Annotated in this window: 11 protein-coding genes and 1 other RNA gene; 11 read left to right on the plus strand and 1 reads right to left on the minus strand. The window is 72.8% G+C overall.

The genetic code is table 11. The annotated features are described in order from the left end of the window. Positions 1–19 precede the first annotated feature (19 nt). Positions 20–748: a carbonic anhydrase gene (locus tag VGD70_RS13640; protein WP_331081685.1), complete on the plus strand. Its 729-nt coding sequence runs from the start codon at positions 20–22 to the stop codon at positions 746–748. On the opposite strand, the gene VGD70_RS13645 is transcribed toward VGD70_RS13640, so the two are convergent. Continuing rightward, the gene (locus VGD70_RS13645) at positions 745–1,206 is read right to left on the minus strand and encodes a DUF2000 family protein (protein WP_414637959.1); all 462 of its coding nucleotides are present in this window, start codon (positions 1,204–1,206) and stop codon (positions 745–747) included. The genes VGD70_RS13640 and VGD70_RS13645 overlap by 4 nt on opposite strands. Between VGD70_RS13645 and VGD70_RS13650 the strand changes: the two genes are divergently transcribed. The 10 genes from VGD70_RS13650 to VGD70_RS13695 all read left to right on the plus strand — a co-directional run. Next, a complete protein-coding gene (locus VGD70_RS13650; protein WP_331081687.1) occupies positions 1,205–1,999 on the plus strand; it encodes an AraC family transcriptional regulator in 795 nt (264 codons plus the stop codon). The genes VGD70_RS13645 and VGD70_RS13650 overlap by 2 nt on opposite strands. Next, on the plus strand, positions 1,996–3,036 hold the full coding sequence (cobC, locus tag VGD70_RS13655) for an Rv2231c family pyridoxal phosphate-dependent protein CobC (RefSeq protein WP_331081688.1): 1,041 nt from the start codon (positions 1,996–1,998) through the stop codon (positions 3,034–3,036). The genes VGD70_RS13650 and cobC overlap by 4 nt, the downstream gene beginning before the upstream one ends. Next, entirely contained in the window at positions 3,033–3,866 is an 834-nt protein-coding gene (locus VGD70_RS13660) for a Nif3-like dinuclear metal center hexameric protein (RefSeq protein WP_331081690.1), read from the plus strand. Before cobC ends, VGD70_RS13660 begins: the two co-directional genes overlap by 4 nt. Beyond that, positions 3,863–4,600: a zinc ribbon domain-containing protein gene (locus VGD70_RS13665; RefSeq protein WP_331081692.1), complete on the plus strand. Its 738-nt coding sequence runs from the start codon at positions 3,863–3,865 to the stop codon at positions 4,598–4,600. Before VGD70_RS13660 ends, VGD70_RS13665 begins: the two co-directional genes overlap by 4 nt. Next, a complete protein-coding gene (locus VGD70_RS13670) occupies positions 4,597–5,709 on the plus strand; it encodes a bifunctional RNase H/acid phosphatase (RefSeq protein WP_331081694.1) in 1,113 nt (370 codons plus the stop codon). Before VGD70_RS13665 ends, VGD70_RS13670 begins: the two co-directional genes overlap by 4 nt. A 16-nt stretch (positions 5,710–5,725) precedes the next feature. Beyond that, positions 5,726–6,141: RNase P RNA component class A (gene rnpB, locus VGD70_RS13675), an RNA gene on the plus strand. Between the two features lie 698 nt (positions 6,142–6,839). Then, entirely contained in the window at positions 6,840–7,109 is a 270-nt protein-coding gene (locus tag VGD70_RS13680; RefSeq protein ID WP_331081696.1) for a hypothetical protein, read from the plus strand. Between the two features lie 19 nt (positions 7,110–7,128). Continuing rightward, the gene (locus VGD70_RS13685) at positions 7,129–7,650 is read left to right on the plus strand and encodes a hypothetical protein (protein WP_331081698.1); all 522 of its coding nucleotides are present in this window, start codon (positions 7,129–7,131) and stop codon (positions 7,648–7,650) included. A gap of 40 nt (positions 7,651–7,690) precedes the next feature. Further along, a complete protein-coding gene (locus VGD70_RS13690; protein ID WP_414637960.1) occupies positions 7,691–10,825 on the plus strand; it encodes an ATP-binding protein in 3,135 nt (1,044 codons plus the stop codon). Between the two features lie 70 nt (positions 10,826–10,895). Continuing rightward, on the plus strand, positions 10,896–12,651 hold a 1,756-nt coding region (locus VGD70_RS13695; protein ID WP_331081700.1), incomplete at its 3' end, for a magnesium transporter.

The following is a 12,651-nucleotide window of genomic DNA, read 5'->3' on the forward strand; positions in this document are numbered from 1 at the left end:
GCGGTAATACGCTGGGCACGTGATCAACACCGAAGGCGCCGGGCTGTCCCGGCGCACCCTGTTCGGCGCCGCCGCGACAGCGGCCGCAGCCACCATGACGACGGGAGCCACCGCCTCGGCCGCACCCAGGCACGCCGGCGACCCCCGGGTCACCGAGCTGACCGCGGACCAGGCCTGGCGCAAGCTCGTCGCCGGCAACGACCGGTTCGTCGCCGGGCACCAGAAGCACCCGCACGAGTCGCTGGCCTGGCGCGAGTCGCTGGTCAACGGGCAGCACCCGTTCGCGGTGATCCTCAGCTGCGCCGACTCGCGGGTGCCGCCGGAGCTGGTGTTCGACGAGGGCCTCGGCGACCTGTTCGTCATCCGCGCCGCGGGCGAGGTCCTCGACACGGCCGTCATCGGCAGCATCGAGTACGCCGTCGAGCACCTCGGCGTGCCGCTGATCGTCGTCCTCGGGCACGCCAGCTGCGGCGCGGTCAGCGCCACCATCGACGTCGTCAACGGCGACGCCGAGGTCAGCGGGGACATCAGCACGCTGGTCCGCTCGGTCGAGCCCGCGGTCCGCGCCACCGCGCCGAACTCCGACCCCGCCGCGTTCCTCGCCGCGTGCGTGGCCGAGCAGGCCCGGCGCAGCGCCGGGATCCTGCGGGAACGCTCCAACATCGTCAGCGACGCGGTCGCCCACCACGGGGTGAAGGTCTTCTCCGCCACCTACGAGCTGGCCACCGGCAAGGTCACCAAGCTCTAGGGGTGCAGCCGCGCGCCCTTGACGATCTTGTCCACCGCGTTGCGCGGGCCGTGTACGGCCAGGCCCACCAGGTCCAGGTCCGTGCGCGGCACCGCGCGCACCGCGGCCCGGTTGTCCTCGTCGTCGCCGGTGGCGAACAGCTCCGCCGTGAAGATCGACATCGGCAGGCCGCGGGCGTCGGCGCGGGCGTGGGCCGCGGTCAGCACCGCGGCCGGGGCCTCGAACACCAGCACCGGCCGGCCGAACATGGGCAGATACTTGGTGCCGTCGGCGTCGGCGTAGGGCTGGCCGATCAGCTCGGGCACGGCCGCCGCGATCCCGCTCACCAGGAACGCGCACACGTTCAGGCGCTGCCAGGTGGCCAGGTCGTCCCGGATCACGACCGCGATCTTCGTCTCGAATCGCACCAGGTCAGCGTCGCCGCACGGGACCGGTCCGGTCTTGTACGTTCCTTGCATGGGCACCCGCCCGGACATCACCGCGTGGCACCCCTCGGTCGCGGGCATCGAGGAGGTCTTCCACGCCCGCTTCGCCCAGCACGCCTACCCCTCGCACACCCACGACGCGTGGACGCTGCTGATCGTCGACGACGGCCTGGTCCACTACGACCTCGACCGGCACGAGCACGGCGCGCTGCGGGACGCGGTGACCCTGCTGCCGCCGGGCGTGCCGCACGACGGCCGGTCGGTGCGGCCCGAGGGCTTCCGCAAGCGCGTGCTCTACCTCGACCGCGCGGTGCTCGGCCCCGGGCTTGTCGGCGCCGCCGTCGACCGGCCGAGCCTCGCCGACCCGTTGCTGCGCACCCGGATCCACCAGCTGCACGAGGTCCTGACCCGGCGCACCGAGGACCTCGAGGCCGCGAGCCGGCTCGCGTTCGTGGCCGAGCGCCCGGCCGGCCACCTGCGTCACCAGGCCGAGCCGGCCCCCGCAACGGGCCGGGGGGTGGCGCACCGGCTGCGTGAGCTGCTCGACACGAGGCTGCCCGGCGGCGTGCCGCTCGACGAGGCCGCCGCCATGCTCGGCGCGCACCCGGCCTCGCTGGTGCGGGCGTTCAGCCGCGAGTTCGGCATCCCGCCGCACCGCTACCTCACCGGCCGCCGGCTCGAGCTCGCCCGGCGCTTCCTCCTCGACGGCCACCCGGCCGCGGAGGCCGCGACGCTCGCCGGCTTCTACGACCAGGCCCACCTGACCCGGCACTTCACCCGCCTTCTCGGCGTGGGTCCCGCGCGGTACGTAGGATCGCGCGGATGACGGATCTGCGGCACCACGGCGACGTGGACGCCCAGCCGGGGCTCGAGGACTTCGCGGTGAACGTCCGCGGCAGCGCGCCCCCGGCCTGGCTGCGTGAGCGGCTGGCCGCCGCGCTCGACCGGATCGGCAGCTATCCGTCCACAGAGGACGACCGAGTGGCCAGGGCGGCCGTCGCCGCGCGGCACGGGCGCGCCGCGGCCGAGGTGCTCGTGCTGGCCGGCGCCGCCGAGGGGTTCGCGCTGCTGCCCGCGCTGGGGCCGGCAAAGGCCGCGCTCGTGCACCCGTCGTTCACCGAGCCCGAGGTCGCGCTGCGCCAGGCCGGCGTGCCGGTGCACCACGTGCTGCTGCGCGCGGACGACGGCTACGCGCTGCGCCCCGGCCTGGTCCCGGACGACGCCGACCTGGTGGTGCTCGGCAACCCGACCAACCCGACCTCGGTGCTGCACCCCGCGCCGGCGATCCGCGCGCTGGCCCGGCCCGGCCGGGTGCTCGTGGTCGACGAGGCGTTCATGGACGCGGTGCCCGGCGAGCCCGGGTCGCTGGCGGGCGAGCGGCTGCCCGGCCTGCTCGTGCTGCGCAGCCTCACCAAGACCTGGGCACTGCCCGGCCTGCGGGCCGGCTACGCGCTCGGCGACCCGGCGCTGCTCGCCCGGCTCGCCGCGCACCGTCCACATTGGCCGGTCGGCACGCTCGTACTCGAGGCCGTCGCCGCGTGCGCGTCGCCGCGCGCCGTGGCCGAGGCCGACGCGGCCGCCCACGAGATCGGTGCGCACCGGGCCCACCTGGTCGCCGAGCTGGCGGGCCTCCCGGGTGTCGAGGTGCGGCTGCCGGCGGCCGCGCCGTTCCTGTTGCTCCGCGTCCGCGACGGCGAGCGGGTCCGCGCGGGCCTGCGGCGCCGCGGGATCGCCGTCCGCCGCGGCGACACGTTCCCCGGGCTCACGGCCGACCACCTCCGGGTGGCCGTCCGCGACCCCCGGCGCACCGCGTTGCTCGTCGACGCGCTGCGTGCCGAGCTGACTACGGAGGTGCTGACGTGACGACGGTCGCCGACGTCGTCGAGGTGCTGGAGACGGCCTACCCGCCCGAGCTCGCCGAGCCGTGGGACGCGGTGGGGCTCGTGTGCGGCGACCCGGCCGAGCGGGTGAGCCGGATCCTCGTCTGCGTCGACCCCATCGAGTCCACTGTGGACGAAGCGCTGGAGCTCGACGCCGAGCTGATCGTCGCGCACCACCCGCTGCTGCTGCGGGGCGTGCACGGCGTCCCCGCGAGCACCCCGAAGGGCAGCCTCGTGCACCGGCTCGTCCGCGCCGGCGCGGCGCTGTTCTGCGCGCACACCAACGCCGACGCCGCCGACCCCGGCGTGTCCGACGCGCTCGCCGAGACGCTCGGCCTCACCGTCGTCGGCCCGCTGGCGCCCAACCCGGACGGGCGCACCGGCATCGGCCGGATCGCCGAGCTGCCCGCCGCCGAGCCGTTCGAGAAGTTCGTCGAGCGGGTCGCCACCGCGTTGCCGGCCACCGCGGGTGGGGTCCGCGCGGCGGGTGACCCGCAGCGTTCGATCCGCACGGTCGCGGTCTCCGGCGGCGCGGGCGACGGCTACCTCGACGCCGCGACCCGGGCCGGCGTGGACGCCTACGTCACCGCGGACCTGCGCCACCACCCGGCGAGCGAGCACCTGGCCGGCGCCGGCGGGCCCGCGCTCGTCGACGTGGCGCACTGGGCCAGCGAGTGGCCGTGGTGCGCGCAGGCGGCGGCCGTCCTGCGGGACGTGCTCGGCGGTAACGTCAACGTCACCGTGTCAACCCGTCGTACCGATCCCTGGACCGTGTCTTCGGTGCCAGGCCGAACCGGGAGGTTCCCAGGGTGAAAGCCGATCCCGCAGTGCAGCGCAAGCTGCTCGAGCTGGCCGATGTGGACGCCGAGCTGTCCCGGGTCGAGCACCGGCGCCGCACGCTGCCGGAGCTCGTGGAGGTCGCGGACGCGGAGAAGGCTGTGCAGGCCAAGCGGGACGCGCGGGTCGCGAGCGACACCACGCTCGCCGACCTCGACCGTGAGGTGAAGCGGCAGGAGAAGGAGATCGACGCGGTGCGCTCCCGCGAGGACCGCGACCGCGGGCTCCTCGCCGGCGGCACGGTGTCGGCCAAGCAGATGACCGACCTCGAGCACGAGCTCGCCACCCTGCAGCGCCGGCAGGGCACGCTCGAGGACGAGCTGCTGGAGCTGATGGAGCGGCGCGAGGCCGTCGAGCTGGACGGTCAGCACGCCGGGGTCGAGCTGGCCAAGGCCGAGGAGGCGCTGGCGGACGCGAACCGGCGGCGCGACGAGGTGCTCGCCGACCTCGACACCACCGAGGCCCGCCGCGACGCCGAGCGCGCGACGCTCGTGCCCGGCTTCCCCGAGCCGCTGCTGAACCTCTACGAGCGGGTGCGCAAGAACAAGAGCATCGGCGCGGCACTGCTGCGGGCCCGGCGTTGTGGCGCGTGCCGGATCGAGCTGGACCGCAGCGCCATCTCGCGGATCGCCGCCACGCCCGCCGACGAGGTCGTCACCTGCGAGGAGTGCGGCGCGATCATGGTGCGCACGCCGGAGTCGGGGCTGTGAAGGTAGTCGTCGAGGCCGACGGCGGCTCGCGCGGCAACCCCGGCCCCGCCGGCTACGGCGCGGTCGTGCGGGACGCGGTCACCGGCGAGGTGCTGGCCGAGCGCGCGGAGGGCATCGGCGTCGCCACCAACAACGTCGCCGAGTACCAGGGCCTGCTCGCGGGTCTGCGGGCCGCGGCCGGGCTGGGTGCCGACGAGGTCGACGTCCGGATGGACTCCAAGCTCGTCGTCGAGCAGATGTCCGGCCGGTGGAAGATCAAGCACGCCGCGCTGCAGCCGATCGCTGAGCAGGCGCGGGAGGTCGCCGACCGGTTCGCCCGGGTCCGCTACGAGTGGATCCCGCGGGCCCGCAACTCCCACGCCGACCGGCTGGCCAACGAGGCGATGGACGCCCAGTCGGGAAAAGCTAGGCGGGCCGCGGCGCCCGCTGTGGTGCCCGCTGTGGTGTCCGCCGAGGTGCCCGCCACCCGGTGGACGGGGGCGACCGGGACCCCGACCCGGCTGCTGCTGGTGCGCCACGGGCAGACCGAGCTCTCGGTCGAGCGCCGCTACTCCGGCCACGGCGAGGTCCCGCTGACCGAGCTGGGCGGGCGCCAGGCGAAGGCCGTGGGTGCCCGCGTCGCCACGCTCGCCGGCGTCGACGCGGACACGCCGGTGGTCTCATCGCCGCTGGGCCGCGCGCGGCAGACCGCCACCGCGATCGCCGAGGCCACCGGCGGCGAGGTCGAGGTGCACCAGGGCCTGGTCGAGACCGACTTCGGCGAGTGGGAACGGCTGAGCTTCGCCGAGGCCGCCGCTCGCGACCCGAAGCCGCACGCGCGCTGGCTCGCCGACCCGACCGTCGTCCCGCCCGGCGGGGAGAGCTTCGCCGAGGTCCACGACCGGGTCCGGCGAGTCCGCGACCAGCTGGTCGCCCGCTTCGGCGGCCGGACCGTGATCGTGGTCAGCCACGTCACGCCCATCAAGTCGCTGCTGCGGATGGGCCTGGACGTCGGGCCGTCGCTGCTCTACCGGCTGCACCTGGACCTCGCGTCCCTGTCGATCGTCGAGTTCTACCCGGACGGGTACGCATCCGTCCGCCTGGTGAACGACACCTCGCACCTGACGTGAGATCCTGGTGGGCGGACGAGTCGGCTGGGCGGTCGCGGCGGGGAAACCCGCCGAGGAAAGTCCGGACTCCGCAGAGCAGGGTGGTTGCTAACGGCAACCCGGGGCGACCCGCGGGACAGTGCCACAGAGAACAGACCGCCTGGTGCGGCCTGCCGGTGCCTCTGGCGCCGGCGGGTCACGCCAGGTAAGGGTGAAACGGTGGTGTAAGAGACCACCAGCACCCCGGGTGACCGGGGTGGCTCGGTAAACCCCACCCGGAGCAAGGCCAAGAGGGAGCCCTCACGGGCTCCTGCGCAGGCGTTCGAGGGCTGCTCGCCCGAGCCTGCGGGTAGGCCGCTAGAGCCTGCCGGCGACGGCAGGCCCAGATGGATGACCGCCCCCCGGCCCGGAAGGCGCCGGGGACAGGATCCGGCTTACCCGCCGACTCGTCCGCCCCATCTGTCCGTGCCGCGATCAGGTCCGCCGGACCGGCCGAGGACACCGCCGCGGCGGTGCGGTAACCGCCGAACTCAGACCCGGCGCGTAACGCGGTGAGGCCGGTCACCGATTCCGACCGGGACATCGTCTCGAATTGGTCACGCTCCGCGTGGGCCGTTGCCGGCCCGGTGCTCCTCCTGGCTCGCACCTGCGCCGTTCGGAGCAGTGCACGGGGCGTCCGGAGGACATCCCGAGCGCGGTCGGGCGAAGGCGTTTCACGAGGTGGTCACGATGCAGAGACGGTCGCTGCAGATCGACCGAACGGGTGGCTGGCGGCCGCTTCGCGCACGTGTTGACATGTGACGTGCCACACCTACCGTGAAGGACGGTTCCGCAACCGAGTGAAACTGCCAGGCCATTCGTGCAAAAGGCTGGTCATCCCCCATGACCGGCTCTTCTCGCTCCATCATGGTTGTGGTCAGATGGCACCCGGTCGGCCACGAGGAGAGGCACGGTGGAGCAGATGTCGATCTACGGAGAGGTGTCCACCCACTACACATCGTGATACCAATCTGCTCTACTCGTTGGCGAAAGCCCGGGGGCGACAGCGCCCGGGCGACCGGTAACGGGCCAAAGAAATGACAGACGCACAGCAGGACCGGCCGCGCGGAGCTCCCCCGACGACACTCGCTCCGCGCAATTGGGAGTAAGACATGACCGCCATGACCACGCTCCAGCTTGCCCAGCAGAGCCTGGACACCGGAGGACTCCGCACCTGGATCCTCGACAACATCATCCCGCTGCTGCTGCTCGTGGTCGCCCTCCTGCTGCTGTGGCTCGGCGGAGGCAAGGGTGACAACGCCGGTGTCATGCGGCGCCTGGGCGGCGTCATCGTCGCGCTCGCGATCATCGGACTGGCCGTGACGACCAACGCCGGGGCGAACATCGGCACCTGGATCGCCAGCCTGTTCACCAGCGGCTGACCGTCACAAGGGACATCGCGTGCGCATTCGTACTGACGACGAGGTGTACCGCGTCGATGCGGTCTGGCTCGGGCCGCCCAAGGCCACCATGCCCTGGCGCGCCCGCTACGTGGCGTGGGGCGTCGGCGTGGTCGTGTTCCTCCTGGTGCTCACCGTCGAACGGCGGATGGGCATCTCCCTGTTCTGGTCCATCGCGTGGGGCCTGGTCGCCACGATCGTGCTCACCAGGCTCATCTGCTCCCGGATCAGCCACGAGAGACCGCTGGGCGCGGTGACCACGATGTGGGTCCGCGAGCTCACCGCTCCCCGCGAGGAGACCGCCGGGGCGGGCGGCGCGGTCAGCGCCACCCGGGTCCGGGTCCGCACCGAGCGCCCGCGGCCGCAACCCCGCAGGCGACGCACCCCCGGCTACGACGTCAAACACGGCAGCAAGCAGACCAGCAAGTCCCGCCAGCCGACCAGCACGCGCGGCGCCCCGCCGCGCGCGGCCCGGAAGAGGGAGGTTCGCGGTGTTCGGACGCCGAAGCAAGCGCGAGCCTGAGCGGGCCGCACCCTTCCCGGCGGGCCAGCCACACCCCGCCATGCCGCTGGGCCCGGGGGCGCGGCAGGGCGCCACGCCGCGCCACGGCCGGCACGCGGCCCCGGACCGGGACCTCGACGGCGACCCCGGCGTGCCACCGCAGCCGCAACCGGCCAAGATCATCAAGCGGGACCCGGCCTACCCGGCTCAGTACCGTCCCGCGGTCGCACCCGGCCGCAACGGAAAGCGCAACCGACGTCTGCCAGGGGAGCAGTCCATTCCCACGTACACCCCGACCATCGCCGCTCGGAGCATCGACGGTCACCTGCTGCGCAACGGGCACGACGTGTTCGCGTGGTACCGGCTCTCCCCGCAGCGCTGGTCGTTCCGTTCCGACTCGCAGCGCCAGGACCTGATCGCGGCCATCGCCGGCCAGTACGCGGAGCTGGCGGGCCGCTGGCTGCACCTGCGCGTCACCACCCGGCCGTACCCGATCCGCATGTGGGCCGAGGCGCACGTGCACAACGCGGTCAACCGGCTGCCGGACGCGCAGGGCGCGCTGTCCTTCGACGACTACCTGATCGGTGAGCAGCAGCAACTGCTGGGCCGGTCGATGGCGGAGAAGGAGGTCTACCTCGGCGTGCAGGTGCAGACCCGCAACATGGTCGACCGGGCCGTCGAGCGGGCCGCGCCGCTGCTGCGCCGGATCTTCCCGACCGCGGTCGACGCCGAGCTGCTCGCGCTGGACTCCGAGGTCGAGCACCTCGACCAGGTCATCGGCTCCGCGGGGCTGGAGGGCCGGCCGGTGACGGCCGAGGAGATGGCCTGGCTGATGCACCGCTCGTGCTCGCTGGGCCTGCCCGCGCCGCGCAACCTGCCGGCCGTGCCGGGTGCCGCGTGGGAGCCCGAGGATCTCGCGTCGTTCACCGACGCCGCCGACTTCCACCAGGAGCCGTACTCGCCCACGGTCACCGTGCGCGGCCGGACCGGGTCCAACGCCGGGATGACCCGGCACGTCGCGGTGCTCACCGTCGGCCAGATGCACGGCCTGCAGATCCCCGAGATCGACGACCCGTGGGTGCAGCACTCCGACCGGCTCGCGGCGTCGGTGGAGTGGTCCGCGCGGATCTACGTGCGCCGGCCGGAGGAGGTCTCCGGCGAGCTGGGCCGGCAGATGAACAAGGTCCGCTCGCAGGTCCGGCACTACACCGACGAGCACGAGCTGGAGCCGCCGCAGTCGCTGGCCCGGCAGGCCTCGCGGGTGCTGGAGATCGACGACGAGATGACGTCGGGCTTCACCGCGCTCGCCACCCGGGTCCGCTCGTGGTGGCGGCTGGCGGTGTCCGGCCCCACCGAGCGCGACGCGCTGCGCATGGCCCAGCAGCTGCTGGAGCTGTACAAGCCCAAGGTCGCCATCGAGCACCCGGAGGCGCAGTACGCCCTGGCCCGCGAGTTCATCCCGGGCGAGTCGCTGGCGTCCACGGCCTACCTGCGCCGCGGGTCGGTCGTGTGGGCCGCGGCCGCGGTGCCCACCGCCACCGCCGAGGTCGGCGACCGGCGCGGCATCCTGCTCGGCGAGACGTGCACCGCCACCCGGCGCCCGGTCGCCTGGGACCCGTGGATGGCCCAGGAGATCCGGGACGGCTCGGGCCTCACCGCGATGGTCGCCGGACTCGGTGGCGGCAAGTCCTTCCTCGGTGGCGGCATCGTCTACAAGACGCTGCGCGCGGGGGCGTACTGGACCGTGCTGGACCCGTCCGGCCCGCTGTCGAAGCTGTGCGACCTGCCGGAGCTGCGGCCGTATGCGCGGCCGATCAACCTGCTCAACGCCCAGCCCGGCATCCTCAACCCGTACCGGGTGGTCGCCGAGCCGCAGTTCGAGCACTTCGTCGACGAGGAGGACCCCGAGCGCGCGTGGCGCCGGGAGAAGGCGCTGGCCGCGGCCACCCGCCGCCGGCTCGTCCTCGACGTGCTCACGGGCCTGCTGCCCTACGACATCGCGCGCATGCCGCAGACCCGGATCGTGCTGCTGCGTGCGGTGCGGATGGTCGGCGGCCGGCAGGACGCGGACCCGAGCCTGGTGTTCGAGGCGCTGCGCCGCGACGCCAGCGAGCACCACGAGCACGCGGTCGTGGTCGCCGACTTCCTCGACGAGATGCGCGAGCGCATGCAGCTGCTCATCCCCGAGGCCGACGCCGACCCCTACACCGACGCCCGCGACGACCGGCTGACCGTGCTCACCATGGCCGGCCTCACGCTGCCCAAGGACGGCGTCGGCCGCGAGCACTGGACCGACGCCGAGGCGCTGGGCGTGGAGATGCTCAACCTCGCCGCGTGGCTCACCCAGAGGTCGATCTACGAGCGGCCGAAGGACCTGCGCAAGGGCGTCTGGATCGACGAGGCGTTCTTCCTGTCCGAGGTGCCGACGGGCCGGGTGCTGATGAACCGGTTCGCCCGTGACTCCCGCAAGTGGAACGTCCGGGTCATGCTCTCGTCCCAGATCCCGGCGGACTTCCTGCGCATCCAGGGCTTCGTCACGCTGCTCGACTCGGTGTTCGTCGGGCGCCTGGACGACGAGTCCGCGCAGGCCGACGCGCTGCGCCTGCTGAAGGTGCCGATCGGCGCGGGCTACGAGCAGGTCATCGCCAGCCTCGGCCGGCGGCCCGGCGCGCACCGCGACACCGAGCGCGACACGTCCCCGCGCCAGTTCATCTTCGGCGACGGTGCCGGTGGCGTGGAGCGGATCCGGATCGACCTGTCCGGCCCGCACCTCGACCACGTCCGCAACGCGATGGACACCACGCCGGACGCGCTGCGCGAGAGCACCCGGGGTGCCGTCGCCGCCGCCGACCAGCACGCCCCGAACCTCCCCAACGAGGACGACGACCTCGAGCCCCCACGCGACGGCAGCGTCGACGACGAGTCCGAGTACGGCGAGCACGACGAGTTCGACATCGCCGCGGACTTCGAGCTGGGCCTCACCGACGACGACGTCCCGGGCGACCACGTCGAGCCCAACGGCCAGCCCGGCAGCGGCCAGCCGGGCGGCGGCCAGCCGGGCGGCGGGCCTGGCAGCGGACAGCCCGGCAACGGCCACCACCCGGTGGACCAGCGGGGCAACGGCTCGGGCGGCGGCACGTCGCCGGACGGCGGGAAGGCCCAGGCTGGCAAACGGGGACGAGTGGACGCGGCATGAACGAGCTTGCGAGCGAGTCAATGTCACAGGGCGACCGCGACCGGCATCTCGGAGCCTGCGAGGAGATGTCGTGAGCACAGTCGTGGTGGTGGTAGCCGCCGTACTGATCATGACAGTGCGGCGGTGGCGCAGACTTTCCGCCACCCGGCCCCGAACCCGCTCGGGCAAGGCCGCCGCCCTGCTCGTGGTGTCCTCGATCCTCGGCATGCAGGCCCTCATCGGCACCCCCGCCATGGCCCAGCAGCAACCCGACACCAGCTGTGCCCCTTACCCGGAGCGGCCCGGCACGGGCATGGTCGGCGCGATCGACCCGTCGAAGAACAGGGGCCTGCAGGGAAACCCCAACGCCAACCCGCCGTTCAGCGACGTCCCCTACACCGACGCGAAGCACCCGGCGAGCCCCTATCACGACCATGGCTACGCCGGCATGATCTGGCACGCCTACGACCCCGAGTGCAACCAGCCACTGTCGATCAACAACCCCAGCACCACCATCGACACCTGGGCCGGCAACGAGCTGTTCAACATCGGCAAGAACCTCGTCGGCGCCACGAACTCGCTGCACTACTCGTTGTACGAGGCCAAGGACTCCGGCGGCCTCCTCGGTGGCCTCACCGGGCAGATCAACGACGCCGCCAAGGCCGTCTTCGACAACGTCTACATGCAACTGTTCAGCCTGTTCATGCTGGTCCTCGCCATCCTGCTGTTCCGCTACATCTGGCGCGGTGATCTCGCGACGGTCAGCAAGCGGACGCTGTTCGCCCTCGGCGGCATGTGGCTGGCGGCCTCCACGCTCGTCCTCGTGAACAACTTCCCGCTCGTGGACCGGTTCATCGTCGAGACCACGACCGGCATCCAGAACGGGTTCCGAGAACCGAACGACGACCGGATCCAACGTGACGTGCTGCCCACCGAGCTGCACACGAGGGTCGTCTACGAGAACTGGCTACGCGGTGAGTTCGGCTCCCCGGATGACCCGAAGGCGCTGAAGTACGGCCGCGAGCTCCTCGACGCCCAGGCGTGGCGGTGGGAGGACATCCCCAAGCTCGACGACGCCAACGACAAGCGCGAGCAGCAGAAACGCGACCAGTTCACCAAGATCTACAACGAGCTCGGCTCGGCCCAGGGCTACTTCACCGGGCGCGACGGGAGCAGAGCGGGTGCGGGCTTCCTCGCGATGTTCCAGTCCATCGTCTACTCGCTGTTCCAGTTCCTGGCCAAGCTCGCGGTGCTGATAGCCCAGGCCCTACTGCGAATATTCACCCTGGCGGCACCGCTGATAGGCCTCGTCGCCCTGATCCACCACGACGTGCTGCGCAGAGTGGGTAAGGCCCTGGGTGCCGTCGTGCTCAACCTGCTGATCCTCGCGGTCCTGGCCGGCATCCACTTCCGGTTCCTGCAGATGATCTTCGGGCCGGGCACCAACCTGTCGATGCTCACCCAGATGCTGCTCGCCGGCATCGTCACGCTGGTCTTCCTGTTGGTGGGTCGGCCCATGCGGCGCATGTGGCAGATGGTCGAGCTCTCGGTCGGGACGGTCGGGGCGAACGTGCCGACTCCTGGTGGCATCTTCTCGAAGTTCCGGCGGCGCAAGGGTGTGCCGGACACCCGCGGTCCGCAGGACGAGTTCTGGGACCAGCTGCGTGACGACGAGCTCGCCGGCGACACCGTGGCCACCAGCGGGAGCCGGATGCGAAGGCCGCGCCCCGAGGCGACCGGCCCGGTCACCGCGACCGCGGAGCGGCTCGACACCCGGCGGCCGCTCCCGGCCAGCAGGCTCACGCTCGACGGGGCCGACGGCAGCCCCGAGCTCATGCCCACCGGCA

Source organism: Actinophytocola sp., from assembly GCF_036402745.1.
In the GTDB taxonomy this organism is placed as follows: Bacteria; Actinomycetota; Actinomycetes; order Mycobacteriales; family Pseudonocardiaceae; genus Actinophytocola.

Bases quoted from the DNA above. Each gene is read 5' to 3' on its own strand.
- VGD70_RS13690 (WP_414637960.1), top strand. From the start codon at position 7,691: ATGCCGCTGGGCCCGGGGGCGCGGCAGGGCGCCACGCCGCGCCACGGC.
- VGD70_RS13680 (WP_331081696.1), top strand. From the start codon at position 6,840: ATGACCGCCATGACCACGCTCCAGCTTGCCCAGCAGAGCCTGGACACC.
- VGD70_RS13645 (WP_414637959.1), bottom strand. From the start codon at position 1,206: ATGCAAGGAACGTACAAGACCGGACCGGTCCCGTGCGGCGACGCTGAC.
- cobC (WP_331081688.1), top strand. From the start codon at position 1,996: ATGACGGATCTGCGGCACCACGGCGACGTGGACGCCCAGCCGGGGCTC.
- VGD70_RS13650 (WP_331081687.1), top strand. From the start codon at position 1,205: ATGGGCACCCGCCCGGACATCACCGCGTGGCACCCCTCGGTCGCGGGC.